Origin of the sequence: Rhodanobacter sp. IGA1.0, from assembly GCF_040208325.1 — a bacterium.
Lineage (GTDB): Bacteria > Pseudomonadota > Gammaproteobacteria > Xanthomonadales > Rhodanobacteraceae > Rhodanobacter > Rhodanobacter spathiphylli.
Window position 1 is genome coordinate 691,853 of record NZ_CP157948.1, and the last position, 26,568, is coordinate 718,420.

The 26,568-nt window shown below is 68.1% G+C and carries 22 protein-coding genes; 17 read left to right on the plus strand and 5 right to left on the minus strand.

Translation table 11 applies throughout. The features are described 5' to 3' along the window. Window positions 1-52: 52 nt before the first annotated feature. Window positions 53-2,578, minus strand: coding sequence for a penicillin-binding protein 1A (locus tag ABNK63_RS03035; protein WP_040673103.1), 2,526 nt, complete (start codon window positions 2,576-2,578; stop codon window positions 53-55). A 272-nt stretch (window positions 2,579-2,850) separates the two neighbouring features. Here ABNK63_RS03035 and ABNK63_RS03040 point away from each other — a divergent pair, with 272 nt between their 5' ends. The 11 genes from ABNK63_RS03040 to ABNK63_RS03090 all read left to right on the plus strand — a co-directional run bounded on the left by ABNK63_RS03040 (window position 2,851) and on the right by ABNK63_RS03090 (window position 15,223). Further along, a complete protein-coding gene (locus ABNK63_RS03040) occupies window positions 2,851-3,909 on the plus strand; it encodes a pilus assembly protein PilM (protein ID WP_350016646.1) in 1,059 nt (352 codons plus the stop codon). Continuing rightward, on the plus strand, window positions 3,909-4,628 hold the full coding sequence (locus tag ABNK63_RS03045) for a PilN domain-containing protein (RefSeq protein WP_350016647.1): 720 nt from the start codon (window positions 3,909-3,911) through the stop codon (window positions 4,626-4,628). The genes ABNK63_RS03040 and ABNK63_RS03045 overlap by 1 nt, the downstream gene beginning before the upstream one ends. Before the next feature lie 2 nt (window positions 4,629-4,630). Next, window positions 4,631-5,290, plus strand: a complete 660-nt coding sequence (gene pilO, locus ABNK63_RS03050) for a type 4a pilus biogenesis protein PilO (RefSeq protein ID WP_007807213.1) — start codon at window positions 4,631-4,633, stop codon at window positions 5,288-5,290. Then, window positions 5,287-5,832 (plus strand): pilus assembly protein PilP, encoded by a 546-nt coding sequence (locus tag ABNK63_RS03055; RefSeq protein WP_350016648.1) that lies wholly within the window; start codon window positions 5,287-5,289, stop codon window positions 5,830-5,832. The genes pilO and ABNK63_RS03055 overlap by 4 nt, the downstream gene beginning before the upstream one ends. A 55-nt stretch (window positions 5,833-5,887) precedes the next feature. Further along, window positions 5,888-8,047 carry a type IV pilus secretin PilQ gene (locus tag ABNK63_RS03060; protein WP_350016649.1) on the plus strand — a complete coding sequence of 720 codons (2,160 nt, stop codon included), beginning with the start codon at window positions 5,888-5,890 and terminating at the stop codon, window positions 8,045-8,047. Between the two features lie 180 nt (window positions 8,048-8,227). Then, on the plus strand, window positions 8,228-9,223 hold the full coding sequence (locus ABNK63_RS03065) for a MoxR family ATPase (protein ID WP_007807207.1): 996 nt from the start codon (window positions 8,228-8,230) through the stop codon (window positions 9,221-9,223). Then, a complete protein-coding gene (locus ABNK63_RS03070) occupies window positions 9,220-10,155 on the plus strand; it encodes a DUF58 domain-containing protein (protein ID WP_350016650.1) in 936 nt (311 codons plus the stop codon). The genes ABNK63_RS03065 and ABNK63_RS03070 overlap by 4 nt, the downstream gene beginning before the upstream one ends. Then, window positions 10,152-10,658: a DUF4381 domain-containing protein gene (locus tag ABNK63_RS03075; RefSeq protein ID WP_350016651.1), complete on the plus strand. Its 507-nt coding sequence runs from the start codon at window positions 10,152-10,154 to the stop codon at window positions 10,656-10,658. The genes ABNK63_RS03070 and ABNK63_RS03075 overlap by 4 nt, the downstream gene beginning before the upstream one ends. After that, a complete protein-coding gene (locus ABNK63_RS03080) occupies window positions 10,651-11,637 on the plus strand; it encodes a VWA domain-containing protein (RefSeq protein WP_007807202.1) in 987 nt (328 codons plus the stop codon). The genes ABNK63_RS03075 and ABNK63_RS03080 overlap by 8 nt, the downstream gene beginning before the upstream one ends. After that, window positions 11,634-13,526 carry a tetratricopeptide repeat protein gene (locus ABNK63_RS03085; protein WP_350016652.1) on the plus strand — a complete coding sequence of 631 codons (1,893 nt, stop codon included), beginning with the start codon at window positions 11,634-11,636 and terminating at the stop codon, window positions 13,524-13,526. Before ABNK63_RS03080 ends, ABNK63_RS03085 begins: the two co-directional genes overlap by 4 nt. Next, window positions 13,523-15,223, plus strand: coding sequence for a BatD family protein (locus tag ABNK63_RS03090; protein WP_350016653.1), 1,701 nt, complete (start codon window positions 13,523-13,525; stop codon window positions 15,221-15,223). Before ABNK63_RS03085 ends, ABNK63_RS03090 begins: the two co-directional genes overlap by 4 nt. Window positions 15,224-15,259: 36 nt before the next feature. On the opposite strand, the gene ABNK63_RS03095 is transcribed toward ABNK63_RS03090, so the two are convergent. Then, entirely contained in the window at window positions 15,260-15,778 is a 519-nt protein-coding gene (locus ABNK63_RS03095; protein ID WP_350016654.1) for an O-acetyl-ADP-ribose deacetylase, read from the minus strand. Between the two features lie 71 nt (window positions 15,779-15,849). On the opposite strand from ABNK63_RS03095, the gene ABNK63_RS03100 reads away from it, so the two are divergent. The 4 genes from ABNK63_RS03100 to ABNK63_RS03115 all read left to right on the plus strand — a co-directional run bounded on the left by ABNK63_RS03100 (window position 15,850) and on the right by ABNK63_RS03115 (window position 21,525). Then, a complete protein-coding gene (locus ABNK63_RS03100) occupies window positions 15,850-16,305 on the plus strand; it encodes a MarR family transcriptional regulator (RefSeq protein WP_007807192.1) in 456 nt (151 codons plus the stop codon). A gap of 205 nt (window positions 16,306-16,510) precedes the next feature. Then, on the plus strand, window positions 16,511-17,623 hold the full coding sequence (locus ABNK63_RS03105) for an efflux RND transporter periplasmic adaptor subunit (RefSeq protein WP_350016655.1): 1,113 nt from the start codon (window positions 16,511-16,513) through the stop codon (window positions 17,621-17,623). 270 nt (window positions 17,624-17,893) lie between these two features. Beyond that, a complete protein-coding gene (locus ABNK63_RS03110) occupies window positions 17,894-21,019 on the plus strand; it encodes an efflux RND transporter permease subunit (protein ID WP_350016656.1) in 3,126 nt (1,041 codons plus the stop codon). A gap of 116 nt (window positions 21,020-21,135) precedes the next feature. Next, window positions 21,136-21,525 (plus strand): hypothetical protein, encoded by a 390-nt coding sequence (locus tag ABNK63_RS03115; RefSeq protein ID WP_007807187.1) that lies wholly within the window; start codon window positions 21,136-21,138, stop codon window positions 21,523-21,525. Window positions 21,526-21,572: 47 nt separating this feature from the next. Here ABNK63_RS03115 and ABNK63_RS03120 read toward each other — a convergent pair whose 3' ends face one another. From ABNK63_RS03120 to ABNK63_RS03130, 3 genes are all read right to left on the minus strand, one after another. Then, complete coding sequence (locus ABNK63_RS03120) at window positions 21,573-23,009, minus strand: M20/M25/M40 family metallo-hydrolase (RefSeq protein WP_350016657.1); 1,437 nt, start codon at window positions 23,007-23,009, stop codon at window positions 21,573-21,575. Window positions 23,010-23,159: 150 nt separating this feature from the next. Beyond that, window positions 23,160-23,573 (minus strand): large-conductance mechanosensitive channel protein MscL, encoded by a 414-nt coding sequence (gene mscL, locus ABNK63_RS03125; protein WP_350016658.1) that lies wholly within the window; start codon window positions 23,571-23,573, stop codon window positions 23,160-23,162. Window positions 23,574-23,650: 77 nt separating this feature from the next. Next, the gene (locus ABNK63_RS03130; RefSeq protein WP_350016659.1) at window positions 23,651-24,337 is read right to left on the minus strand and encodes a fumarylacetoacetate hydrolase family protein; all 687 of its coding nucleotides are present in this window, start codon (window positions 24,335-24,337) and stop codon (window positions 23,651-23,653) included. A 166-nt stretch (window positions 24,338-24,503) separates the two neighbouring features. Here ABNK63_RS03130 and ABNK63_RS03135 point away from each other — a divergent pair, with 166 nt between their 5' ends. Both ABNK63_RS03135 and ABNK63_RS03140 read left to right on the plus strand, forming a co-directional pair. Continuing rightward, window positions 24,504-25,790, plus strand: a complete 1,287-nt coding sequence (locus tag ABNK63_RS03135; protein WP_238530908.1) for an efflux RND transporter periplasmic adaptor subunit — start codon at window positions 24,504-24,506, stop codon at window positions 25,788-25,790. A gap of 67 nt (window positions 25,791-25,857) precedes the next feature. After that, a complete protein-coding gene (locus tag ABNK63_RS03140) occupies window positions 25,858-26,544 on the plus strand; it encodes an ABC transporter ATP-binding protein (protein WP_350016660.1) in 687 nt (228 codons plus the stop codon). Window positions 26,545-26,568: the final 24 nt, after the last annotated feature.

Genomic DNA, 26,568 nt, shown 5'->3' on the forward strand with positions numbered 1-26,568 from the left:
CATCGTGCGGTAACCGGCAGCTTCCATCGGACGGGCCGCTGCCGGCGAGGGTTCAGAAGATGTCGTAGGCGTGTTGCTGGTCCTGCTCCTTCTGCTGGGCGGCCTGGCTGCGCAACCGGTCGACGTCCTCCACCTTGAACATCTCGTTCATGGCATCGGGATCACCCGCGCCGGAAGGCAGTCCGCTGTAACGGTTGATCATTACCGTACTGATTCCCGGCGGCATCGGCAACGTGCTGGATGGCTGGTCCTTGAGCGCGCTGCCCATGTAGGACATCCAGATCGGCAGCGCCGCCTTGGCGCCGAATTCGCCCCGGCCGAGCGAGCTGTAGTCGTCGAAGCCCACCCACACGGCGGTCGACAGCTCGCCGTCGAAGCCGACGAACCAGGCGTCGCGGTGGTCGTTGGTGGAGCCGGTCTTGCCGGCCAGGTCGTCGCGCCCCAGGGCGCGGGCGGCCGAACCGGTGCCACGCAGGATCACATCCTTCATCAGCGACACCATCAGGTAATCGTTGCGCACCTCGATCACGTGTGGTGCCAGCACCGGAGCATGCGCGCCGGCGCCGTGCGCATCGGCCGGAAGCACGGCTTCGCCCACGCCGTCGACGCTGCTCGAACTGGCCGGCTCGCCGGCCTGGCTGGCCAGGTTGTTGGCTGGCGTCGGATTCATGTCGGCTGGCGGCGGGCCGGGCGGATTGGTGTCCAGCAGGCGCTCCTGGCAGTTGCGGCAGGCACGGGCAGGGTTCGCCACGTAGACCGGCGTGCCGTTGCGGTCATCGATCTCGTGGATGAAATACGGCGTGACCAGGTAGCCGCCATTGGCGAACACGGCGTAGCCGCGGGCCATGCTCATCGGCGACACCGAGGCGGTGCCCAGCGCCATCGACAGGTTGGCCGGGATCGCGTCCTGCGAGAAGCCGAAGCGGGTCGCGTACTCGCGCATGAAGCGCACGCCGATGGCGTCGAGCAGACGCACCGAGACCAGGTTCTTCGACTGCACCAGCGCCTCGCGCAGGCGCATCGGGCCGGCGAACTTGCCGTCGTCGTTGGAGGGCGTCCAGATACCGTTCGGGCGTGACGGGTCGGGCAGGGCCAGTGGCGCGTCGTTGATGATCGAGGCCGGGGTAAAGCCACGCTCGAACGCCGCCGAGTAGAGGTATGGCTTGAAACTGGAGCCGGGCTGACGGGCGGCCATGACCGCGCGGTTGAACTTGCTGCGTACGAAGCTGAAGCCGCCGACCAGCGCCTGGATCGAACCGTCCTCGGGATTCACCGAGGTCAGCGCGGCCTGCGCGGCGGGGATCTGCGCCAGCTGCCATTCACCCTTGTCGTCGCGGGCCAGGCGAATGATGTCGCCGCGCTTGAGCACGGCGTCGACCCGGGTCGGCGTGGCTCCGACCCGGTCGTCGCTGATGTGCGGACGCGCCCAGGCGAGGGCGGCCAGATCGAGGATCGCGCTTTCGTGACTGGACAGGTAGACGGTCGCCTGCCGGGCGTCGCTGGCGGTGACGATGCCCGGCTGCATGCCCGAGATGCTGCCGTAGCTGCCCAGCAGGTTGTCGAAATCGGCTTCGCCCGCGCTTGCCGGCAGATCCTGGTGGGCTTCCGGGCCGCGCCAGCCGTGGCGGCGGTCGTAGGCGATCAGCCCTTCGCGCACCGAATCCACCGCGGCCTGCTGCCGGCCGCTCTGCAGCGTCGTCTTCACCACGTAGCCTTCGGTCAAGGCGTCGTTGCCGAAACGGTCGAGCACCTGCCGGCGCACCATCTCGGCCAGGTAGGGGGCGTCCACCTCGATCGGCTGCTCATGCGGAAAGGCGTGGTTCGGCTCGGCGATCGCCTGCTCGTAGACGGGCTTGGTGATGTAGCCGTGGCGCAGCATCTCGCCCAGCACCCAGTTGCGCCGCGCAATCGCCCGCTTCTGCCCGTTGATCGGATTGACCACCGAGGGCAGCTGGAAGGTCGAGGCGATCAGCGCGCACTCGGCCACGCTGAGCTGGTCCAGGGTCTTGCCGTAGTAATACTCCGCTGCGGCGGCCACGCCATAGGAACGGTGGCCGAGGAACATCTTGTTGAGGTACAGCTCGAGGATCTGGTCCTTGCTGAGCTCGTGCTCGATGCGCAGCGCGATGAAGATTTCGGTGAGCTTGCGCGAATACAGCTTCTCGGGGCTCAGGAAGAAGTTGCGTGCCACCTGCTGGGTGATCGTCGAGCCACCCGGGCCCTTGTCGCCGCCAGTCACCACCACATGCCAGCCGGCTCGCGCGATGCCATGCCAGTCCACGCCGGGGTGGTGGTAGAAGTCGGCATCCTCGGCCGAAAGCACCGCATGCTTGAGCCGGTCGGGCACCTTCTCGATGTCCACCGGGATGCGCCGTGTCTCGCCGAAACTGGCGATCAGCTTGCCGTCGGCGCTGACCACCCGCAGCGGGACCTGCATGGGGTAGTTCTTCAGCTCGGCCACCGAGGGCAGCCGGGGAGAGATCAGCCAATACGCCACACCAACCGCGATAACTGTCAGGAGCAAACCGGAAAAGGCCAGGAGCAGAGCCCAGCGCAACAAGCGTTTGAAAATTTGCATGGTGTGGAGATAGCGAGACCTGAGTCAAAACATGGCAGAGTATAGATGTAGCAGTATTCGTCGCATGAGGCGTGGTTTGCCAAAGCTGGAACCGGCCCGCCGAAGCAAGGGTCGAGCCAAGAAGGGGTTTGGCCCAAATGTGGCCCGGATCACGCCAATCACTTGAGAAAGTTTCCGTAGACCGTTGCCATTGCATTAATTTTTCGATTTAATGCCACTGCGCACCCCGCCAGGTTTCTGGCTACGGGCGTCAGCGGCAAGGGGGAAACACCGTGGGGCTCTTTACACCGAAGAAGCCGGCGCTGATTGGTGTCGACATCAGTTCGACTGCCGTCAAGCTGCTGCAGCTAAGTCAGGCGGGTGGCCGTTATCGCGTGGAGCACTACGCGGTCGAGCCGCTGCCGCCGAACGCCGTGGTCGAGAAGAACATCGTCGAGGTCGAGGCGGTGGGTGACGCGATTCGTCGCGCGCTGGCGCGCTCGGGCTCCAAGCTCAAGCACGCGGCGGCGGCGGTGGCCGGCTCTGCCGTGATCACCCGCATCATCCCGATGACCAGCGAGCTGTCCGACGATGACCTGGAAGGCCAGATCCAGGTCGAGGCGAACCAGTACATCCCGTATCCGATCGACGAAGTCAGTCTCGACTACGAGGTGCTTGGTCCGGTCCGCGACAACCCCGACATGAACAACGTGCTGCTGGCGGCCTCGCGCACCGAGAACGTCGACATGCGGGTGGCCGCGCTGGACCTGGGCGGACTCACCGCCGCGGTGATCGACGTGGAGGCGTTCGCGATGGAGAACGCCTTCGCGATGATCGCCGACCAGCTCAATGTCAGTCGCGAAGCCCTGGTGGCCGTGGTCGACATCGGCGCCACCATGACCACGCTGTCGGTGCTGCGCAACCAGCGCACCATCTATTCGCGTGAGCAGGTCTTCGGTGGCAAGCAGCTGACCGACGAGATCATGCGGCGCTTCGGCCTTTCCTACGAGGAAGCCGGCCGCGCCAAGCGCAAGGGCGGCCTGCCCGAGTCCTACGAGACCGAGGCGCTGGAGCCGTTCAAGGAATCGCTGATCCAGCAAATCAGCCGTCTGCTGCAGTTCTTCTTTGCCGGCAGTGAGTACAGCAAGGTCGACCAGGTCGTGCTGGCCGGTGGCTGCGCGTCGATCGAAGGCCTTGGTCCGATGCTCGAAGAGCAGCTCGGCGTGCCCTGCGTCGTCGCCAATCCGCTGGCCCGCATGTCGCTGTCGCCTCGGGTCCAGGCGCAGTCGCTGGCGCAGGATGCCCCCGCGTTGATGATTGCGGTGGGCCTCGCCTTGAGGAGCTTCGACTGATGGCACACGTCAATCTACTTCCGTGGCGCGCCGAGCGACGCAAGCAACGCGAGCGCGAGTTCTACATGCAGCTGGTCGCGGCCTTCGTGGTCGGCCTTGGCGCGTTGCTGGTGTGGATGTTCTGGATGGACCAGCGCATCGACAACCAGAATGACCGCAACGCCTACCTGCAGACCGAGATCAAGCAGCTCGACGTGCGCATCGCCAAGATCAAGGAGCTGGAGAATGTGCGCGAGCACCTGCTGGCCCGCAAGCAGATCATCGAGCAGTTGCAGGCCGACCGCTCGCAGATGGTGCATCTGTTCGACGAACTGGTGAAGACGATCCCGACCAGCGCTCGCCTGACCGGACTCAAGCAGAGCGGCCAGTCGATGTCGCTCGACGGCGTGGCGCAGTCCAACGCCAGCGTGGCCGAATACATGCGCAACATCGAAGTCTCGCCGTGGATGGGCCATGCCGACCTGCGTCAGACGCAGAACACGCATGACGCCTCCCGCATGCCCTACTCGTTTGGCCTGAACGTGCAACTGAGCAAGCCGAAAACCGACGAAGTCGACTCCACCAAGACACCGCTGCCGCCCGCGGGCAGCAGCTCCAGCGCCACGCCGGCGGTGCCGGCACCGCTGGGTGCGGCGGCCAAGGCAGTGACCACGCCCGCGGCCCCGGTGACGCCGGAAGCCAAGCCGGTCGGTGCGCCCGCTGCGAAGGGAGGTGTCTGATCATGAGTTTCCTCAGTGATATCCAGAACCTCGATCGCAACAACGTTGGTGGCTGGCCGCAGTCGGTAAAGATCTTCTTCACCACGCTCCTGTTCGGCCTGGTCTTGCTGGCCGGCTGGTACTTCGTCATCAGCGACCAGCAGGACAGCCTGAATTCGCTGGTCGGCAAGGAAGGTTCGCTCAAGCAGGAATTCGCCACCAAGCAGGCCAAGTCGGTCAATCTCGAGGCGCTGCAACAGCAGCTCGACGAGATGCAGGACATGCTGCGCCAGTTGCTGCGCCAGCTGCCCAGCAAGACCGAGATGCCGGAGCTGCTCACCGACATTTCGCAGACCGCGCAGTCGGCCGGCCTGGAGACCGACCTGTTCCAGCCCGGTCCGGAGACGCCCAAGGACTTCTACGCAGAGCGGCCGATCGCCCTGAAATTCAGCGGCACCTACCACCAGTTCGGCACCTTCATCAGCGGCGTGGCTTCGTTGCCGCGGGTGGTGATCCTGACCCTGCACGACGTGTCGCTGACACCGAAGGCGGCGGGCGACAAGGGCGCGAACGGGCAACTGGTCCTGCAGGGCACCGTCAAGACCTATCGCTACCTCGATGACGATGAGAGCGCGGCATCAAGCAAACCCGCGGGCAAGAACAGGGCGGGGGGCCGGAAATGAACAAGCAGACATTCATCAAGCCGGCACACGCTGCACGCTTCGCACTGATGCTGGGCGCCGTGCTGGTCCTCGGCGGCTGCACCCGCGGCATGTCCGACCTGCGCAGCTGGGTTGCGCAGGAAAAGGCCAAGAAGGGCGCGCCGATCCAGCCGCTGCCGGTGATCAAGACTTTCGAGACATTCAAGTACGACGACCAGGATCGCCGTGACCCGTTCAGCCCGAGCACGGCCGAGCTGGACAACAACACCGCCGCTACCAGCGGTCCCAGGCCGGACGCCAACCGCGCCAAGCAGCCGCTTGAGCTGTTCGCGCTGGACAGCCTGAAGATGGTCGGCACGGTCGGTGCCGGCGGCAGCATGGAAGTGCTGGTCAAGGACCCGGGCGGGGTGATTCACCGCGTCCATGTCAACGAGTACATGGGTCAGAACTACGGGCATATCACGGCGATCAGCGAAGACCATATTGATCTGGTCGAACTGGTATCCAACGGTAATGGTGGCTGGATGGAACGTCCTGCCAGCATCGCGCTCGACGCGAAATAGGTAGACAGGGGCTGATGCAATGAGCAACCAAATCCAATCCGTGCGGGGCCGTGTCATGCGCCATGCAAGCCGTTACATGCTGATGGGCCTGCTGATCGCTGGCGCCACCTGGACCAGCGCTGCGATGGCAGCCACCACCACGCTGAAGAACATCAGCTACGACGCACTGCCCGGTGGCAGCGTGGAGTTGCACATGGACTTCGGCAATGGCCCGGTGCCGGATCCGAAGATCTTCACGACCGGCAACCCGCCGCGCATCGCGGTGGACTTCGCCGATACCGACAACGCGGCGCCGCGCCACCTGGACATCGGCAAGGGCTCGACCTCGGGCGTGTCCGCTGTCTCCGCTGGCGGTCGCACCCGCGTCGTCGTGGAACTGATGCGTGAGTCGAGCTACCGCTCGCGGATCGACGGCAGCAGCCTGATCCTGACCGTGAACAACGGCAGCGCCGACCAGGCGGTGACCACGGCCGCCACGATCGACCCGACCAAGGCACTGCCGTCCTCGTCGAACGGTCCGGCCATCTCCAACATCGACTTCCGTCGTGGCCCCAACGGCGAAGGTCGCGTGCTGATCAACTTCAGCGGCAGCGGCGCCAATGCCGAAATGACCCGCAGCGGCGACAAGGTGCTGGTCACCATCGATCATGCCAACCTGCCGGCCAACCTGGCCCAGCGTCTGGATACGCTCGACTTCGCCACGCCGGTGCAGTCGATCGTCACCCGTACCGGCAACGGTGGCGGCGCGCGCATGGAGATCGCGGTCAAGGGCAACGTGGAAACGTCCGCCTACCAGACCGCCGACCAGTACGTGGTCGAAGTGGCGCCGAAGAAGGCCGACGCCAAGCAGACGCAGCTGGGCAAGCTCGACCAGGAGCCGAACTACAACGGCAAGCGCGTCACCTTCAACTTCCAGGACATCCCGGTGCGTTCGGCGCTGCAGCTGATCGCGGACATCTCCGGCCTCAACCTGGTCGCTTCGGACAGTGTCGGCGGCAGCGTCACCCTGCGTCTGGTCAACGTGCCGTGGGATCAGGCCCTGGACGTGATCCTGCGCGCCAAGAGCCTCGACAAGCGCCGCAACGGCAACGTGGTCTGGGTCGCTCCGCAGGCCGAGCTGGCCAAGTACGAACAGGATCTGGCCGATGCCAAGCTGAAGGCGCAGGACACCGCCGAGCTGGTGACCGACTACGTGCCGATCAGCTACGGCAAGGCGTCGGACATCGCCACCTTGCTCACCACCGGCAGCAAGCAGGGCCAGGGCGGTGGCGGCGGCAGCAGCGGCAGTAACACCCAGCGCGGCTTCCTCTCGCCCCGCGGCAGCGTCTCCTTCGACGTGCGTACCAATACCCTGCTGCTCAACGACACGCCGGAGAAGATCCGCCAGTTGCGCGAGCTGATCGCGGTGCTGGACAAGCCGGTGCAGCAGGTGCTGATCGAATCGCGCATCGTGGTCGCCACCGACGACTTCACCCGTGAACTGGGCGCGAAGTTCGGCATCAGCGGCAAGCAGACCAATCCGAGCGGCCAGGTGCTGCAGTTGGGCAGCGGCGTGCCCAGCGCGATCGGCGACAACAGTGCTCCGGGCACGGTCGGCTCCGGCGGCCTCAACGTGAACCTGCCCACCACCCTGAAGGGCGGCAGCTTCGGCCTGGCCATCCTCGGCGCGAACTATGCGCTGGACCTGGAACTCTCCGCCGCCCAGACCGAAGGTCGTGGCGAGGTGATCTCCAGCCCCCGCGTGATCACCGCCAACCAGCAGGAAGCGGTCATCCGCCAGGGCCAGGAAATCGGCTACGTGACCTTCCAGAACAGCGCCGGCGGCGGCGCCGGCAGCGGTACCGCCACGGTCCAGTTCAAGGACGCCGTGCTGGAACTGAAGGTCACCCCGACGATCACCGCCGACAACCGCGTCTACCTGATGATCAACGTCAAGAAGGATGCGCTGGCCGGTTACGTCGACGCCCCGGGAAGCGGCAAGATCCCGACCATCGACACGCGTGAAGTGAACACCTCGGCCCTGGTCGACAACGGCCAGACCGTCGTCCTCGGTGGCATCTACGAGGTCAACAAGTCCAACACCATCACCAAGGTGCCCGGTCTGGGCGACATCCCCGGCATCGGTGCCCTGTTCCGCAGCACGTCGCGGGTCAACACCAAGGCCGAGCTGCTGATCTTCGTGACGCCGCGGATTCTCAGCGACACCTTGCAGTAAGTTCTGGCAGCACCAGGAAAAGAGGCGGCTTCGGCCGCCTCTTTTTTTATGCGTGACGGCTGGCATGTGCCCGGCGATGGAATTTCCGGCATGGTTGATGGTCTGTAGCACGCCGAGCGAACTTGCGGTCAGGTCGACCCATTGATCAGACCGCCTTCGCCTCAAACCACGGAACGCCTCATGGATACACCCGAAACCGGGCCTTCGAGCCACCTGCAAACCTCCTTTGCGCAGCTGCGCGACGATCTGCAGCAATGCATCATCGGTCAGCCGCACCTGGTCCAGTGCCTGCTGGTGGCGTTGCTGGCGGACGGCCACCTGCTGGTCGAGGGCGCACCCGGGCTGGCCAAGACCACCGCGGTCAAGGCGCTCGCGGCGCGGATCGAGGCGGACTTCCACCGCGTTCAGTTCACCCCCGACCTGTTGCCGGCCGACCTCACCGGCACCGACGTCTTCCGTCCGCAGTCGGGAAGCTTCGAATTCGAGCGCGGACCGCTGTTCCACAACATCATCCTCGCCGACGAGATCAACCGGGCGCCGGCGAAGGTGCAATCGGCCCTGCTCGAGGCGATGGCCGAGCAGCAGATCACCGTCGGTCGTCGCACCTGGCAGCTGCCCGAGCTGTTCATGGTGATGGCGACGCAGAATCCCATCGAGCAGGAAGGCACGTTCACCTTGCCCGAGGCCCAGCTTGACCGCTTCCTGATGCACGTGACGATCGGCTACCCCGATGCCACCGCCGAGCTGGCGATCCTCAAGCTCGCCCGTGAACAGGCCAGTCGCCGGGCCCATCCGGTGGCCGCCGCTCCTGCGCTGTTGAGCCAGGCCGACGTGTTCGCCGCACGCGATGCGGCGATGGCGGTGCACATGGCGCCGGCGCTGGAGGAGTACCTGACCCAGCTGGTGCTGGCCACCCGCGATGCCGGGCACTACGGGCCGGAACTGAAGCGCTGGATCGCCTGGGGCGGCAGCCCCCGCGCCACCATCGCGCTGGATCGCTGTTCGCGGGCCCAGGCGTGGCTGTCGGGGCGCGACTACGTGCTGCCCGAGGATGTGCACGCGGTTGCCCACGAAGTGCTGCGCCATCGCGTGCTGCTCAGCTACGAGGCCGAGGCCGAAGGCGTGCGGCCCGACCAGGTGATCGGTCGCCTGCTGGATCTCGTGCCGCTGCCGTGAACGCCGTCGTCTCTCGAGCCGCCGACGGCGATGGACTCAGCCGGGTATCGCTGTCCGAACTGATCGCCTTGCGCGCCAGGGTCGGCAAGGTGCGGCTGGCTCCCTTGCTTAGCCGTGCCGCCCGCAGCGGCCAGCAGTCCAGCCGTCTATACGGCCGCGGCATGGACTATGCGGAATCGCGGGTCTACCAGGCCGGCGATGACGTGCGTCGGCTCGACTGGCGGCTGACCGCGCGCAGCGGCAAGCTGCATACCAAGCTGTTCCAGGAGGACCGCGAAGGCTGCCTGCTGATCCTGCTCGACACGCATGCCAGCATGCGTTTCGGCACCCGCGTGCGCTTCAAGTCGGTGCAGGCCGCGCGCGCGGCGGCGGCGGCGGCCTGGTGCGCGGTGCGCGCCGGCGAACGCGTCGGCGTGATGGCGTTCGGGCACGCCGACCAGCTGGTACGCCCCCAGGCTGGCCCGCGCGGTGCGCTGGCGGTGTGCGGCGCCATGGCCGAGTGGGATGCGCACGCTGCACCGGATCGACTCGAACCGCTTTCCGATGCGCTGGCGCGTGCCGGTCGCGTCCTGCACGGCGCCAGCCGCGTGCTGCTGATCAGCGACGGTTTCAGTTGCGACGATGCGGCACGCAAGCGGCTGCTCGATCTGGGCCGCCATGCCCAGGTCAGCATGCTGGTGGTGGCCGACGTGCTGGAACTGGTGCCGCCGCCGCCGGGCCGTTACCCGCTGGAGCACGCCGGCGAACGCTGCGAGGTGATGCTGCAGTCCGAGCGCCAGCGTGGCGATTTCCAGCGCGTGCTGGGGGCCGGGCAGGCGCGGCTGGGTGAACTGGCCCGTTCACTGGGGCTGCGCTGCAGCAGCATCGACACCACGGCGGATGCCTTCGACGCGGTGAACGGCCTGCTCGGCACGCGGAGAGGCGCTCGATGATCGCGCCCGGCGGCCCGCAACTGCGCGACATCCATCTGCCCGTCGAGCCGGCGTGGTGGCCGCCTGCGCCGGGCTGGTGGGCGCTCGCGGTCATCGCGCTGCTGCTCATCGGGGTGGCGATTGCGTACGCCCGCAAGTATCGGGATGTGCTGCGCCGGCGGCGCGAGGTGATGAGCGAGCTGGAGCGGATGGCCGCGCAATACGCGCGGGATGCCGACGCGGCGCGACTGGTCAGCGGGTTGCATCAGCTGCTGCGCCGGGTCGCGCGTCGTCACGATGCGCGTTCCACCCGGCAGCGCGGCGAGGACTGGCAACGCACGCTCGCGCGGGTGCCGCTGGATGCGGCGACGATGGCGCAACTGGCGGAGCTGGAGCAACACCTCTATCGACCGCTGACGGCGTTCGACCCCGTCGCGACAATTGGCGCTGTGCGCCGCTGGCTGCAGCAGGCGCTGCAGCCGCGCCGCTGGAAGCCGCTGTCCCCGGAGCAGTCCGATGGCTGAGTTCGCCTGGCCCTGGGTGATCGTGTTGTTGCCGCTGCCGTGGCTGCTGCGGCGCTGGCTGCGTCCCGTCGCGCCCGGCCAGGCATTGCATCTGCCGCAACCCGGCGTGCGCCTGGCCAGCGTGGCCGGCCAGCGAGCGAGTGGACTGACGCCGTGGCTTCTGGCGCTGGCCTGGCTGTGCCTGCTGGCGGCCGCGGCGCGACCGCAATGGGTGGGCCCGCCGCAGGCGCAGCAGCGCAGCGGACGAGCGCTGATGCTGGCGGTGGACCTGTCCGGCAGCATGCGCACCGGCGACATGCAGCTGGCCGGGCAGCAGGTCAATCGCTTCGCGGCGGTCGAGGCGATTGCCGGCGACTTCATCGCCCGCCGCAACGGCGACGAGATGGGGCTGATCCTGTTCGGCAGCCAGGCCTTCCTGGTGACGCCGCTGACCTACGATCTTTCCGCCGTGCGCGCGCAACTGCAGGGCGCGGCGGTGGGGCTCGCCGGCACCGAAACGGCCATCGGCGACGCCATCGCGGTGGCCGTCAAGCGCCTGTCGGCCTTGCCCGAGCAGGCTCGCGTGCTGGTACTGCTCACCGACGGCGTCAACAACGCGGGCAACATTGCGCCCCGCGACGCGGCCCGCGCCGCGAAGGCGGCCGGCGTGCGGATCTACACCATCGGCATCGGCGCCACGCAGCTGCGCATCCCCGGCTTCTTCGGCAGCCAGCTGGTCAATCCTTCGGCCGACCTCGACGCCGACATGCTCACCGACATCGCCACGCAGACCGGCGGCCGCTTCTTCCGCGCCACCGACAGCAGCGAACTGGCCTCGGCGTATCGGGCGATCGATGCGCTGGAGCCGATGCCGCAGCACGGTCCGGCGTTGCGCCCGCGCCACGAACTGTTCCGCTGGCCGTTGCTGGCGGCCATCGTGCTGCTGTTGCTGGTGGTGCTGCCGCAGCGCCTTGCACGCGTGCCGGAGCGGCCGGCATGAACGAGTTGCTGCAGCAGTTCCATTTCCTCCGGCCGGGCTGGCTGCTCGGGCTGCTGGCGCTGCCGCTGATCGGCTGGTTCGGCACGCGCCGCGATGGCGGACAGGTTGCGTTGTCGCACCTGGTCGATGCAGCCCTGCTGCCGCATCTTTTGCGCGGGCGTGCCCGCCACGCGCATCTGCCGGTGTGGCTGTTCGCGCTGGCATGGATGCTGGCTGCGCTGGCGCTGGCCGGGCCGACCTGGAGCCGCATCGAACAACCGCTGTATGCCAGCCGCCCGGCGCAGGTGGTGGCGATCTCGCTGTCGCAGCACATGCTGGCCCGCGACGTCGCGCCCAGCCGGCTGGATCGCGCGCGCTACAAGGCACGCGACCTGCTGCATGCGAACCGGGACGGCCTCAACGCGCTGGTGGGTTACGCGGGCGAAGCCTTCGTGGTGGCGCCGCTGACCGCCGACGCACACAGCCTGGATGACCTGCTCGACGCGATGGCGCCCGACACCATGCCGGTGGATGGCGACAACGCCGCCGCCGCGATCGAACGGAGCGTGACGCTGATCCACGATGGCAAGGCCGGCGGTGGTTCGCTGGTGCTGATCACCGACCAGGCCGATGCCGCGGCGCAGGCGGCGGCGCGCAAGGCAAACGCCGCGGGTGTGCACGTGTCGGTGCTCGGCGTGGGCACGCCCGCCGGCGGTCCGGTGCCCTCGCCGGATGGCGGCTTCCTGCGCGACGCGGGCGGCAACATGGTGCTCTCGCGCCGCGATGACGCCGCGCTCGGCGCACTGGCCGCCGCCGGTGGCGGACGCTACGTGGTGATGAGCGCCGACCAGTCGGACATCGAAGCCTTGCACGGCGAGCTGCGCCACACCCGCCCGACCCTGGCCGAAGGCCAGGTCGGCGACGAGTGGCAGGATCGCGGACCGTGGTTGCTGCTGCCGCTGTTGCTGATCGCCGCGATGGCATTCCGTCGCGGCTGGTTGCTGGCCGTGCCGCTGCTGGTGCTGCCGCTGTTGCCCGGCACCGCCTCGGCCACCAGCTGGAAGGACCTGTGGCAGCGCCCCGACCAGCAGGCGGCGCAGGCCCTGCGCCAGGGCGACGCGAAGCGCGCCCTGCAGCTGGCCCGCGATCCGGCCTGGCGCGGCGCCGCCGCTTATCGTGCCGGCGACTACCAGGCGGCGGCGCAATCCCTGCACGAGGTTCCCGGCAGCGACGGCGCCTACAACCTGGGCAATGCGCTGGCGAAACAGGGCGAATACAAGCAGGCGATCGCCGCCTATGACGAAGCCCTGAAGCGCAATCCGGCCAACGCCGATGCCAAGGCGAACCGGCAGGCGGTCGAGGACTGGCTGCGCCAGCAACAGCCGCAGTCTCCGCAAGACCAGAAGGAGCACGAAGGCCACGACGGCAAGAAGAACCAGTCGTCGGCGGGCGAGCAGGGCAAGGCTGGGCAGCAAGGTTCGCAGGGCCAGCAGAAACAAGGCGAGGGCCAGGATCAGCCGTCCGGACAAGCCGGCAAGGGCGACCAGCCACAGGACGAGAACGGCAAGCGCGATTCGTCGCAGGACCCGTCCGACAAGGAAGGCGAGAACCAGGCCAAGCCGCAGACCGCGCAGGAACAGGCCGAGCAGAAGGCGCAGGCCGAACGTGCGCAGCAGGCGTTGAAACAGCAGATGGATGAGGCGCTGGCCCGGCAGGCCGGGGACAAGAGCAAGGACGGCCACCAACTCGGCGCGCTGGCCAAGGACGATCCGCAGGCGAAGCTGCCGGCGGATCTGCGCCACGCGCTGCAGCGCGTGCCGGACGATCCCGGCGCGCTGTTGCGGCGCAAGTTTCAGCTCGAGTACCAGCAGCGCCACGGTGGCGCCACGAACGAGGATGGAGAACCGTGATCCTGCGAAAGTTCATCGGCGGATGCCTGCTGGCGCTGGCCTTGCTGCCGGCGCTGGCACTGGCCGGCGACGTCTCCGCCACGCTGGATCGAAACGATGTCCAGCTGGGCGAGACGGTGACGCTCAACGTGCGCGTCAACGGACAGGGCATGGGTGTCCAGGCGCCCGACCTGGGCGCGTTGAACCGGGATTTCCAGTTCCTCGGCAGCTCGCAGAGCCGCAGCTACAGCGTGGTCAACGGCAAGGCCAGCGCCGAGCTGACCTTCGGCATCGCGCTGCGCCCGCGGCACACCGGCGTGCTGCAGATTCCCGCGTTGAGCGTGGCCGGCAGCCAGACCACGCCGCTGCAACTCACGGTGACGGCGCCCGACCCGAATGCGGCCAGCGCTTCGTCGAAAGACGTGTTCATGGAATCGCAGATCAACCCGGCGCAAGGCTATGTCGGCCAGCAGTTCACCTACATGACGCGGCTGTACTACGCCGCCCGCATCGGCGGCGACGCGCCGCAGCCGCCGCAGGTCGCCGGCGTGGAAATCGTGCCGCTGGGCAAGAGCCTCAACTACGACACCGAGCGCGGCGGCCGCAGCTATCACGTGCTCGAACAGCGCTATGCGGTGACGCCGCAACATGCGGGCAAGGTGGAAATTCCGCCGGTCGATTTCGAAGGCCAGGCGGCCGATCCGAGCGACCCGGACAGTTTCTTCGGCGCCACCGTGCCGGTCAGCGCCAGCGCCCCGGCGCAGACCCTCGACGTGAAGGCGGCGCCAGCGGACTTCGGCGGCAGCACATGGCTGCCCGCGCGCGAACTGAGCCTGAGCCTGGACGGCTGGCCCACGGCGCAGGATGCCGCGCCGCGGGTCGGCCAGCCGTTCAACCTCACGATGAATCTGCAGGCCACCGGACTGTCGCAGGAAGCGCTGCCGGCGCTGAGCCTGCCGCCGCTGGATGGCGCCACCGTCTACCCGGACAAGCCGGTGAGCGGCAATCGCCAGGACGGCGAATGGGTCACCGGCCGGCGCCAGCAGTCGTTCGCGATCGTGCCCGAACGCGCCGGCCCGCTGACCATTCCCGCCACCACGCTGAAGTGGTGGAACGTGGTCAGCGACAAGATGGAAGTGGCGCGGATACCCGCCCATACGATCGAGGTGCTGCCCGCCGTGGGTGCGCCAGCCACGCCGCCGGCAGCATCGGCTTCCACCGCGGCGGTGACGGGCGACCATACTGTGGCCACCGGCTCGACGAACGGGGCGGCAAGCACGCCGTGGCGCTGGATCGCGCTGGCCAGCCTCGGCCTGTGGCTGCTCAGCCTGGCGGCATGGTGGTGGTGGCGTCGCCGTTCCGCTGAGCCGGCGACGCCAGTCGTGCCCGCGCGGTCGTCCGCACGAAATGCCCAGCTGGCGTTCCTGGCCGCCGCGCGCGGCAGCGATGCGGCGGCGCAGGCGCGCAGCCTGTTGGCGTGGGCGCGGGCGGAACGTCCCGCGATCCAGCATCTGGGCGAGCTGTCGGCGGCTCTGGATGATCCGCGCCAGCATGCGGCGATCGCCGCGCTGCAGCGGCGACACTACGCCGGCACCGCCGTGCCGGAGACTGACGCGAATCTGCCCGAGGCATTCAGGCGCGGCTTCGCGTGGCGTGCGGCAAGTGCGGCAGGCAGGGACTCCGGCCTGGCGCCGTTGTATCCGTTCAAGCTGGACTGACCGTTGCGTCGCCGCGTGGCGATGGCGACAGCATCCCTAACTGGCCAGTGCCTGTGCGAACACCGCGCGCATCGCCTCGCTGAAGCAGCACAGCGTGACCTCGATGACCTCGTCGTCGGCCAGCTCCTCGCGCAGCGCGCGCACCGCCACCGCGGCGGCAAGTTCGGGCGGGTAGCCGTAGACGCCGCAGCTGATCGCGGGAAAGGCGATCGTCCGCAGTTCCCGTTCGCGCAGCAGGCGCAGCGCATTGCGATGGCACTGGCCCAGCAAGCGCGCTTCGTCATGGTGGCCGCCATGCCAGACCGGCCCCACCGTGTGGATCACGTGCCGCGCGGGCAGGGCGAAGCCCGGGGTGATGCGTGCCTCGCCGGTGGGGCAGCGCACGCCGGGAGCGGACTCGGGGAGCGCGCGACAGGCGGCCAGCAGGCCGGGGCCGGCGGCGCGATGGATCGCACCGTCGACACCGCCGCCACCGAGCAGGCCGGGGTTGGCCGCGTTGACGATGGCGTCGACGTCGAGGCGGGTGATGTCGGCGTGGAGGGTGCTGATCGGCATGGCTTCGCGCAATGGACGGCTTGCCCTATGCTTCAGGCAGGCATTCTGGCGCGCTGGGGTAGCAACGCATCATGGCGAAAACGGAAGACATTTCCTTTGGTTACCTGCTCAGCGACGTGACCCTGCTGTTCCGCAAGCACTTCGATCGTCGCGCGGTGAAATTCGGGCTGACCCGCGCCCAGTGGCGTGCCACCAAGATGTTGTACCACCGCGAGGGCCTGCGGCAAAACGAGCTGGCCGAGTTTCTGGAAATGGAACCGATCGCGGTGGGCCGCGTCATCGATCGCCTGCAGGCCGCCGGCTTCGTCGAGCGCCGGCCCGACCCCAAGGACCGCCGCGCCTGGCGCCTGTACGTCACCGACCAGGCCAAGGTGATCGTGGGCGACATGGAGGTGATCGCGCGGGAGCTGCGCCGGGACGCCACCCGCGGCATCGACCACGACGCCCTGAAGAACGCGCTGGCGGTGATCAACCAGATCAAGGAAAACCTGCAGGCGCTGGAGCAGGGCGCCGGCGCCGACGATTGATCATCCCGCGGCTGACCAGTGCCATCAGTCGCGGTCATGACTTGCGCCATGCGGGGCATAGTGGGCGATGTCCCGCCGCCGCGGGTCAACCGGAGGCGCGCTGCCGCGTTGAAACGTGGCTGCGCCAGCACGGCCAGAGACCCGCTTCGCCATCGGGCGATCCGTCGTCGTCGCATCAGGCAAGAAGACCGAGAATCCACCCCGCATGTCCTGGAAAAAAATCGTCCTCGCGCTGGCCGCCCTGCTGGCGGTCGCTGTCGCCGTCCACTTCGGGCGCGGCGGCGGAGGCGGGACCGACCCGGTTCGGGCGCCCGCGGCGGTGCCGGTGGAAGTGGCGACGGCCACCCAGGGCGACATCGAGTTGTCGTTGAAACTGGTCGGTCGCGTCGAGCCATGGTCGACGGTGACCTTGCGTGCACGGGTGTCGGGCCAGCTGCAGTCGCTGTCGTTCACGCCCGGCGCGCTGGTGCGCAAGGGCAGCGTGCTGGCGCAGATCGACCCTGCCCTGCTGAAGGCGCAGCTGGACCAGGCGCGTGGCAACGTGTCGCGCGACCAGGCGCTGTTGCAGAAGGCCGAGGCGGACCAGCGGCGCTATGCCGACATGCTGGGCAAGGGTTTCGTCTCCAGGGCCGACTACGACCTGTACCAGGCCAACCTCGCCGTGGCCAGGGCCAACCTGCAAAGCGATCGCGCCGCGCAGGAACTGGCGCAGACCCAGCTGGACTATGCGCGGATCGTGGCGCCGTTCGACGGCATCGCCGGCGCGCCGCTGGTCTATCCCGGCGCGCAGATCAGCGCCGACGGCACCGACATCGTGCGGCTCAACCAGGTCGAGCCGGTGCGTGTCGCGTTCAACATTCCCCAGGACAGCCTGCCGGCCGTGCGCGCCGCGCGGCAGAGTGGTGCGCTCGACGTGCAGGTGGCGATCTCCGGCGATCGCGCCGCGCCGCTGACCGGCGCACTGGACTTCATCGACAACGCGGTCGATACCAGCACCGGCACCATCGTGCTGAAGGCGCGCTTCGACAACGCCGAGCACCGGCTCACGCCGGGCCAGTTCGTGCAGGTGATGCTGCCGACCACGCGGCTGACCAACGTGGTCAGCGTGCCGGTGCATGCGCTGCAGAGTTCGACCAACGGCAGCTTCGTGTTCGTGCTCGGCGCCGACGGCAAGGTGCAGCAGCGCGCCGTCACCACCGGGCCGACCAGCGCGGGGCGCACGGTGATCGACAAGGGCCTGAAGGCCGGCGAGAAGGTGGTGACCGAAGGCCAGATGCTGCTGGTCGACGGCAGCGCCGCCACCGTCAAGCAGGGCTGAGAGCCTGCTTATGGTCTCCAAGCATCCCGCGTTGTCATCGAGTGGCCGCCAGGTGGTAGTGCGTGGCGCAGCGCCTGACTGGCCGTCAGGTCAAGCTGCGCGCTGCCGCATGGCGGCCACTCGATGGCAACCCGAAGGGCTGGGTCTGTTTGCCCACATGCCGGCGTCATCGCTCAGTCGTGGACTGACGTCCACTCCCTCATTCTTCCTTGGCCTGCGCGCAAACAGTTCCCGGCGCGGGGTGCTTGGAGACCATAAGCAGGCTCTACCATGAATATCCCGGAGCTCTGCATCCGCCGCCCGGTGATGACCACGCTGCTGATGACGGCGCTGCTGGTGTTCGGCCTGGTCGCCTATCCGCAACTGCCGGTGAACGAGCTGCCGAACGTCGACTTCCCCACCATCAGCATCAGCGCCAGCCTGCCCGGGGCGTCGCCGGAGACGATGGCCTCGGCGGTGGCCACGCCGCTGGAAGGCAAGCTGTCGACGATCGCCGGGATCAGCTCGATGAGCTCGACCAGCGCGCTGGGTTCCACCTCGATCACGCTGACCTTCGAGCTCGACCGCAACATCGACGCGGCGGCCCAGGACGTGCAGTCGGCCATTTCCTCGGCACTGCGCCAGTTGCCGAAGGAGATGACCACGCCGCCCACGTTCCGCAAGGTCAACCCGGCCGATGCGGCGATCCTGTACCTGGCGATGAGCTCGTCGACGATGCCGTTGACCCAGGTCGACGAATACGCCGAGACGGAACTGGCGCAGCAGTTGTCGATGGTCGACGGCGTGGCCCAGGTCAGCGTGTACGGTTCGCAGAAGTACGCGGTGCGGATCAGCGTGGACCCGGACCGGCTCGCCGCCGCCGGCATCGGCATCGACCAGGTGCAGAACGCGATCGCCGACGCCAACGTCAACCAGTCCACCGGCTCGCTGTATGGCTCGCGCCAGCAGCTGCCGATCCGCAGCGACGGCCAGCTGCAGCGCGCCGCCGCGTACAACGACGTGGTGGTCGCGTATCGCAACGGCGCGCCGGTGCACGTGGGCGACATCGGCGTGGCGCGCGACAGCGTGCAGGACGACCAGAAGTCCAGCTCGTACAACGGCACCCGCGCGATCGTGCTGGCGATCCAGCGCCAGCCCGGCGCGAACACGGTGGCCACGGTGGACCGGATCAAGGCCGTGCTGCCGAGCTTCCGTGCCAGCCTGCCGCCGTCGGTGAAACTGGAGACGCTGTACGACCGCTCGCAGTCGATCCGCGCCTCGGTCGACGACGTGCAGTTCACCCTGCTGCTGGCCGGCGCGCTGGTGGTCTTCGTGATCTACCTGTTCCTGGGCAGCCTGTCGGCCACGCTGATCCCCGCGGTGGCCTTGCCGATCTCGGTACTGGGCACGTTCGGCGTGATGCACGCACTGGGCTACAGCCTGGACAATCTCTCGCTGCTGGCGTTGACCCTGGCGGTCGGCTTCGTGGTCGACGACGCGATCGTGATGCTGGAGAACATCGTGCGCCACATGGAGGCCGGCATGCCGCCGTACGAAGCGGCGTTGCAGGGCGCCGGCGAGATCGGCTTCACCATCTTCTCGATGACGCTTTCGCTGATCGCCGTGTTCATCCCGGTGATGTTCATGGGCGGCATCGTGGGTCGGCTGTTCCACGAATTCGCGATCGTGATCAGCATGGCGATCCTGATTTCCGGCGTCGTGGCGATCACGCTGACGCCGATGCTGTGCAGTCGTTTCGTCAAGGCGCATGACCATGGCGATGTCGACAGGAGCAGGAAGAGCTGGCTGGTCGGCGGCTTCGACCGCGGCTTCAACGCGGTGCAGCGCGGCTACGGCGACAGCCTGCGCTGGTGCATGGACCGGCCGCGGCTGGTGCTGGCCGCGTTCGGCCTCAGCCTGCTGGCCACCGCGCTGCTGTTCTACGTGACGCCGAAGGACTTCATTCCGGCCGGCGACAACGGCACCCTGCACGTCAACACCGAGGGGCCGGAAGACGTGTCCTTCGATGGCATGTTGGCGCGGCAGCAGAAGCTGGTCGACATCGTGGCCAGGGATCCGAACATCGCCGGCTACATGTCCAGCATCGGCGCCGGCGGCTCGCGCAGCACGGTCAACAACGGTTCGATCCTGCTGCTGCTGAAGCCGGCGAACCAGCGCAGGCTGGACGTGGACGGGATCACCGCCGAGTTGCGCCGGAAGCTCGCAGCGGTCACCGGCATCCGCGCCTATATCCAGAACACGCCGGCGATCCGCATCGGCGGGCGCCAGTCCAAGGCGCAGTACCAGTACACCTTGCAGTCGATCGACATGCCGGCGCTGTACGACTGGAGTGGTCGGGTCACCCGTGCGTTCGCCGCCTTGCCGGGCTTCGAGGACGTCACCAACGACCTGGACCTCAACAGCCCCTCGATCGTGGTCAAGGTCGACCGCGCCAAGCTGGCGCCGCTCGGTCTCACCATGGCCCAGGTGCAGACCGCGCTGGGCATCGGCTTCGGCGAAAACCAGATCTCCACCATCTATGGTTCGGCCACCCAGTACTGGGTGATCCTGCAGGTCGAGCGCAAGCTGCAGGACGATCCCTCGGTGCTGTCGCAGCTCTATGTCACCTCGGCCAGCGGCGCGCTGGTGCCGCTCAGCGCAGTGGCCAGCTTCAGCCGCGAACCGCAGGCGCTGACCGTCAATCACCAGGGCCAGCTGCCGGCGGTCACGGTATCGTTCAACCTGGCCCAGGGCGTCAGCCTCAGCGACGCGGTGGCCCGCATTGATGGCGCCGTCCAGACGATGGGCATGCCGGCCACCATCAGCGGCAGCGTGCAGGGCACTGCGCAGGCGTTCCAGCAATCCCTGCAGGGCATGGGCATGCTGTTGCTGCTGGCGGTGTTCGTGATCTACCTGGTGCTGGGCATCCTGTACGAAAGCTTCATCCACCCGCTGACCATCCTGTCCGGCCTGCCGGCGGCGGCGGTCGGTGCGCTGCTGACCCTGGTGATCTTCCACGCCTCGCTCGACCTGTTCGCCTTCGTCGGCATCGTGATGCTGATCGGCATCGTCAAGAAGAACGCGATCATGCTGATCGACTTCGCGCTGGAGCGGCAGCGCGAGGAGGGCATGCTGCCGGCGCAGGCGATCTTCGAGGCCTGCCGCGTGCGTTTCCGCCCGATCATGATGACCAGCATGGCGGCGATGGCCGGCACCCTGCCGATCGCGCTGAGCATCGGCGCCGGCGCCGAAGTGCGTCGTTCGCTGGGCCTGGCGGTGGTCGGCGGGCTGATCTTCTCGCAGGTGCTGACGCTGTACCTGACGCCGGTGATCTACATCGCCATGGATCACCTGCAGCAGCGCTTCGGGCGCAAGCCGCACGTCGATGCGGCCGCCTTGCCGAACGGATCGCGCTGACGCGACGAATATGGCCCGCACGCCCGCTCGTCCGTGAAGGGGGCGCGGCGGCATCTACACGACAACGTCGCCCGGGTTGCGCTAGGGTCACCGCGACCTTCAACGGGAGTCATGCCATGTCACGCAACAGCATCCTCGTATCCGCCGCCTTCGTCGCCCTGCTGAACGCCGGTTGTGCCGTTCGCGCCAGCGAGCCGGGCCAGCTGGACGCCGCGGCGCTGCAGGCACAGGCCGCCAAGCCGTGGGACAAGGCCAGCCTGATGCACACGACCGTGGTTCTGGGCAGCTATCGCGGCGTGCCGGTGGTGGCCGAGCATCCCTGTTCGGACGTCTGCCCGCAGTACACCGTGCGGATCATCCACTACCAGCTGCCGGCGGATGCATCCTGCGCCAGCGTGGGCGGCGTGGAGAAACAGGTGCTGGTGCCGATCGCGATCACCGTGCGGCCGAAGACGTTCTGCGTGCCCGAACCGCTGGTGGCTTCGGGGGCGTATTACGCGAAGTAGGCGACGCGCTTGCTCCCTCCCCTGCAAGCAGGGGAGGGAGCCAAGAGCTACTCGCCGGCGCCGTCCTTGGCGAATGCGCCGGGCGCGGAACCGAAGTCGCCGTCCGCCTGGGCGGCCATGTACGAGAACGCGGCGTATACCGCCACGTTCTGGGCCAGTTCCTCCGGGTCGATCTTGTCCAGCGTGTCGGCGGCAGTGTGGTGCCAGTCGAAATACTTCGTGCCGTCCTGGGTCAGCGACAGCGCGGCCATGCCCTTGCCGTGCATCTGCGACAGGTCGGAGCCACCGCCACCGGGACGCCCGGCGTCGTACGCCACGCCGAGCGGCGCAAGCACCCGGGCGATCTGTTCGATCGCTCCGCGCGCCTCGGGCTTGACGCTGGCGCTCATCCGCCAGACCTTGCCCGCGCCGAAGTCCGATTCGGTGCCGAGCTGGAATTTCGCCACCTCGTCCGCGTGCTTTCCGGCATAGGCGCGGCCGCCCCACAGGCCCATTTCCTCGTTGGCGAAGGCGATCACCCGGATGGTGCGGTCGGGACGCTGCGGCAGGTCGCGGATCAGCTTGCCGGCAGCCATCGCGATGGCCACGCCGGCGGCGTCGTCGATCGCGCCGGTGCCCGGGTCCCACGAATCCAGATGGCCGCCGATGGCGACCACCTGGTCAGGATGCTTCGCGCCAGTGACCTCGCCGATCACGTTGGCGCCGGTGTATTCACCCTCGATGCCGCAGTCGAGGTCGAGCCTGACCGTCACCGGCTTGCCGTAGGCCAGTACCCGTCCGAGCTGGTCGGCGTCGGGATTGGATATCGCGGCGGCGGGGATCGCCTTGGCCGGATCGCGGAAACCGGTCACGCCGGTGTTCGGCGTGCGGCTGTGCGGGTCGGTGCCGGCGGTGCGCAGCAGGTAGCCGACGGCGCCCTTGGCCTGCGCCAACACCGGGCCCTGCACGCGGATCGGTGAGCCGACGCCGTAATCGTGGCCGTCCCGGTAGCGCTGCATGCGGTAGTCGACGAAGACGATCCTGCCCTTGACCGTGTCCGGGTCGGCCGCCTTGAGCGCGTCGAGGCTGTCGAACTTCACGACCTGCGCGGTGAGCCCGCCCTTGGGCGTGCCCGGCGAATAGCCCAGCGCGGTCAGCACCATCGACTGCGGGAACGGCGAGACGATCGCGCCGTGCTCGCTGCGGCGCACCCACTTCGGGTAGGTCACTGGCTCGGTGTAGACCTTGTCGAAGCCCAGCGCCTTGAACTTGGCCACCGCCCAGTCCACGCCGCGCTGGTCGGCTTCGCTGCCGGCCAGGCGCGGGCCGACCTCGGTAGTCAGCGACGTGACGATGCGGTAGCCGGTGTCGTCGCGCATCGCCTTGTCGCGCAACTGTTCGGCCGTCTTTACGGCCGTGGCGGGAATCGTGGTGTTGGCGGCGCTGGCGATGCCGCTGGCCAGCAGCAGGCTGGCGGCGAGCAGGGTGAGGGGGAGACGGCGCATCGGGAGACTCCGCGGAGGAAACCCCGATTATGGCGCTCAGGTCAGGCGGCGCTTAGGCCAGAAGTCATGGGTGGGGGACGGGGAACGGGGAGAGCGATGCGGCTTCGGCTTCCGCTCTTTGTTCCCCGTTCGCCGTTCCCGCTTGTTCCGTCAACCCGGCCGATGCTTCAACAGGTCGCGGATCTCGGTCAGCAGCGCCACGTCGGCGGGCGGGGCGGCCGGCGCTTCTTCCTGCTTGCGGCTGAGCCGGTTGATCGCCTTGATCACCATGAAGATCGCGAACGCGATGATGATGAACTGGATCAGGGTGTTGATGAAGGCGCCGTACTGGATCGCCACCTCGGCCACCTTGTGCGCCGGGTCGCTGGCGTCGGCCGGCTTGAGCACCCACTTCTTGTCGCTGAAATCGATGCCGCCGGTGAGCCAGCCGATCGGCGGCATGATGATCTGGTCGACCAGGGAGCTGACGATCTTGCCGAACGCGCCGCCGATGACCACGCCGACCGCCAGGTCGATGACGTTGCCGCGCATGGCAAAGGCCTTGAACTCGCTGAGCATGCTCATTGTCTGGTACTCCCTTGGTTTGCCCGGTTGGCGGGCCGAATGTAGCGCAACCCGCCGGGCTCAGGGGCTGTCGCCGATCACGCGATGCACCCGTCGAGTGCCGCCACGCCGACCAGTTCGGCGTGAAAGCGGTCGCCCCGCTGCAGGGCGGCGACGCCGGCGGGCGTGCCGGTGAAGATCAGGTCGCCGGGCTTCAGTTCGAACAGGGTGGACAGCGCCGCGATGATCTGCGGCACGCCGTGCACCATCTCGCCCAGCCGGCTCTGCTGGCGCAGCTCGCCGTTGACGCTGAGCCGCAGCACGCTGTCGTCATCCAGTGCCGCCTCGTGCGCGGGGCGCAGCGCGGACACCGGCGCGGAATGATCGAAGGCCTTGGCCACGTCCCACGGATGACCCTTGGCCTTGGCCTGTGCCTGCAGGTCGCGACGGGTCAGGTCCAGCCCCACGCCGTAGCCGAAGATCAGTGCGGCAGCCTGTGCCGGGGCGATGTCGCGGCCGCCGCCGGCTAGCGCCACCACCATTTCCACTTCGTGGTGCAACTCCGTCGTCATCGAGGGATACGGCACGTCCGCGCCGTCGCTGACCACCGCGTCGGCCGGCTTGCAGAAAAACATCGGGGCGGACTTGTCCACCACCGCGCCCATCTCGCGGGCGTGCTCGGCGTAGTTGCGGCCGATGCAGAACACGCGGCGGATCGGAAAACGCTGGTTGCTGCCGATGATCGGCAGGCTCGGGACGGCGGGAGTGGCGATGGCGTAGGTCATGCGGCAAGCGTAGCAAAGGCAGGCCCGTCGGCGCAGGCGGCGGAGCAGGGGGCACCGGGCCTGTCGATCCGTGGCGGCACCGTTCGTCGACAGACAGTGGGGTGGATGACAGCTGTCATGCCCGATGATTGATGCCGGATCATGGCGACGACCCGGCGCGTCGTTCATGCTTCGTCCCATGGGGAACATGGCCTGGAACGCGGGAGTGGATGTGGACAACACCGAGCTGCTGAAGGAACTGCGCATCGAGCGCCATCAACGCGAGGAACACGGCGGTGGCGGCGCCCGCTGGCCGTGGATCGTGGCCGCCGGGCTGGTCCTGGTCGTGCTGCTCGGCGGCGGCGGCTGGCTCTGGCTGGGTCATCGCGCCGTGCCGGTGCAGACCGCCACGGCGGTGGCGGCCAGTGCGGACAGCGACGCCGGCGCCGTGCTGCAGGCGACCGGTTACGTTACCGCCCGTCGCCAGGCCACCGTGTCCGCCCAGATCACCGGCACGCTGACCGCGGTGCTGATCGAGGAAGGCGACCACGTGAAGCAGGGCCAGGTGCTGGCCCGGCTGGACGACAGCGGCTACCGGGCCAACCTCGCCGCGGCCCGGGCCCAGGCCGACGCGGCGCATGCCCAGGTCGCCCAGTACCAGGCGCAACTGGCCCAGGGCGTGGCCGATGCGCGGCGGCTGCAGTCGCTGGTCGGTCGCGGGCTGGTCTCGAAGCAGAGTGCCGAGCAGGCGCAGACCCAGGTGGACAGCCTGCGTGCCCAGCTCGGCGCGCAGCGCCAGCAGGCCAAGTCCGCCGATGCGCAGGCCGCCGTGGCCCAGGTCAATTTCGACTACTGCGTGGTGCGCGCGCCGTTCAGCGGCGTGGTCACCACCAAGGACGCGCAGGTGGGCGAGATCATCTCGCCGCTGTCCGCCGGTGGCGGCTTCACCCGCACCGGCGTGGGCACCATCGTCGACATGAGTTCGCTGGAAGTGGACGTGGACGTCAACGAGGCCTATATCGGCCGGGTCAAGCCGGGCATGTCGGCCGAAGCCGTGCTGGATGCCTACCCGGACTGGAAGATTCCCGCCCGCGTGGTCGCCATCGTGCCCACCGCCGACCGCGGCAAGGCCACCATCAAGGTGCGCGTGGCGCTGGAACAGAAGGATGCACGCGTGGTTCCCGACATGGGCGTGCGGGTGTCCTTCCTGGAAGAGCGGCCCGATGCCGCCGCGCCGGTCCCGCAAGGCGTGCTGGTGCCGGCCACGGCGATCGTGCAGCGCGACGGCCGCAGCGTGGTGTTCGTGGTGGACGGCGGCGCAGTGCGCCAGCGCAGCGTCAGTCCCGCGTCGCAGACCCGGGGCGAGTTGCGCCTGCTGCCGGCCGCGGTGAAGCCGGGCGACAGCGTGGTGCTGGCCCCGCCAGCCGACCTGCACGACGGTTCGGCCGTGCAGACGAAAACGGCCACGCCATGAGTCATGAACAGATGTCCTCTTGCGGCGGCCTCCGCCGCGACCGTCACGAAGCCTTCGGAGAAACAGCATGGGCACCCTGATCGATATCCAGAACCTGGCCAAGACCTATGAGCGTGGCAAGCAGAAGGTCGAGGTGTTGCACCACGTCAACCTGGCGATCGCCGAGGGCGACTTCCTGGCCCTGATGGGCCCGTCGGGTTCCGGCAAGACCACCTTGCTCAACCTGATCGGCGGGCTCGATACGCCCAGCGCGGGCAGCATCAGCGTGGGCGGCCAGCGCATCGATCAGCTCGGTGGCGGCGCGCTGGCCAAGTGGCGTGCGTCGAACGTGGGCTTCATCTTCCAGTTCTACAACCTGATGCCGATGCTGTCGGCGCAGCGCAATGTCGAACTGCCGCTGCTGCTGACCAAGCTGTCGGCGTCGCAGCGCCGGAAGAACGCGGCGATCGCGCTGCAGCTGGTCGGACTTTCCGATCGCGCCAGCCACAAGCCCAGCGAACTGTCCGGCGGCCAGCAGCAGCGCGTGGCGATCGCCCGCGCGATCGTCTCCGATCCACGCCTGCTGGTCTGCGACGAACCCACTGGCGATCTCGACCGCCAGTCCGCCGAAGACGTGCTCGGCCTGCTGCAGCAGCTCAACCGCGAACACGGCAAGACCATCGTGATGGTCACCCATGATCCGAAGGCGGCCGAATACGCCAGCCAGACGCTGCACCTGGACAAGGGCACGCTGGTCGAGCAGGCCACGGCGTGATGGACATGTTGCTAAGAGCGACCC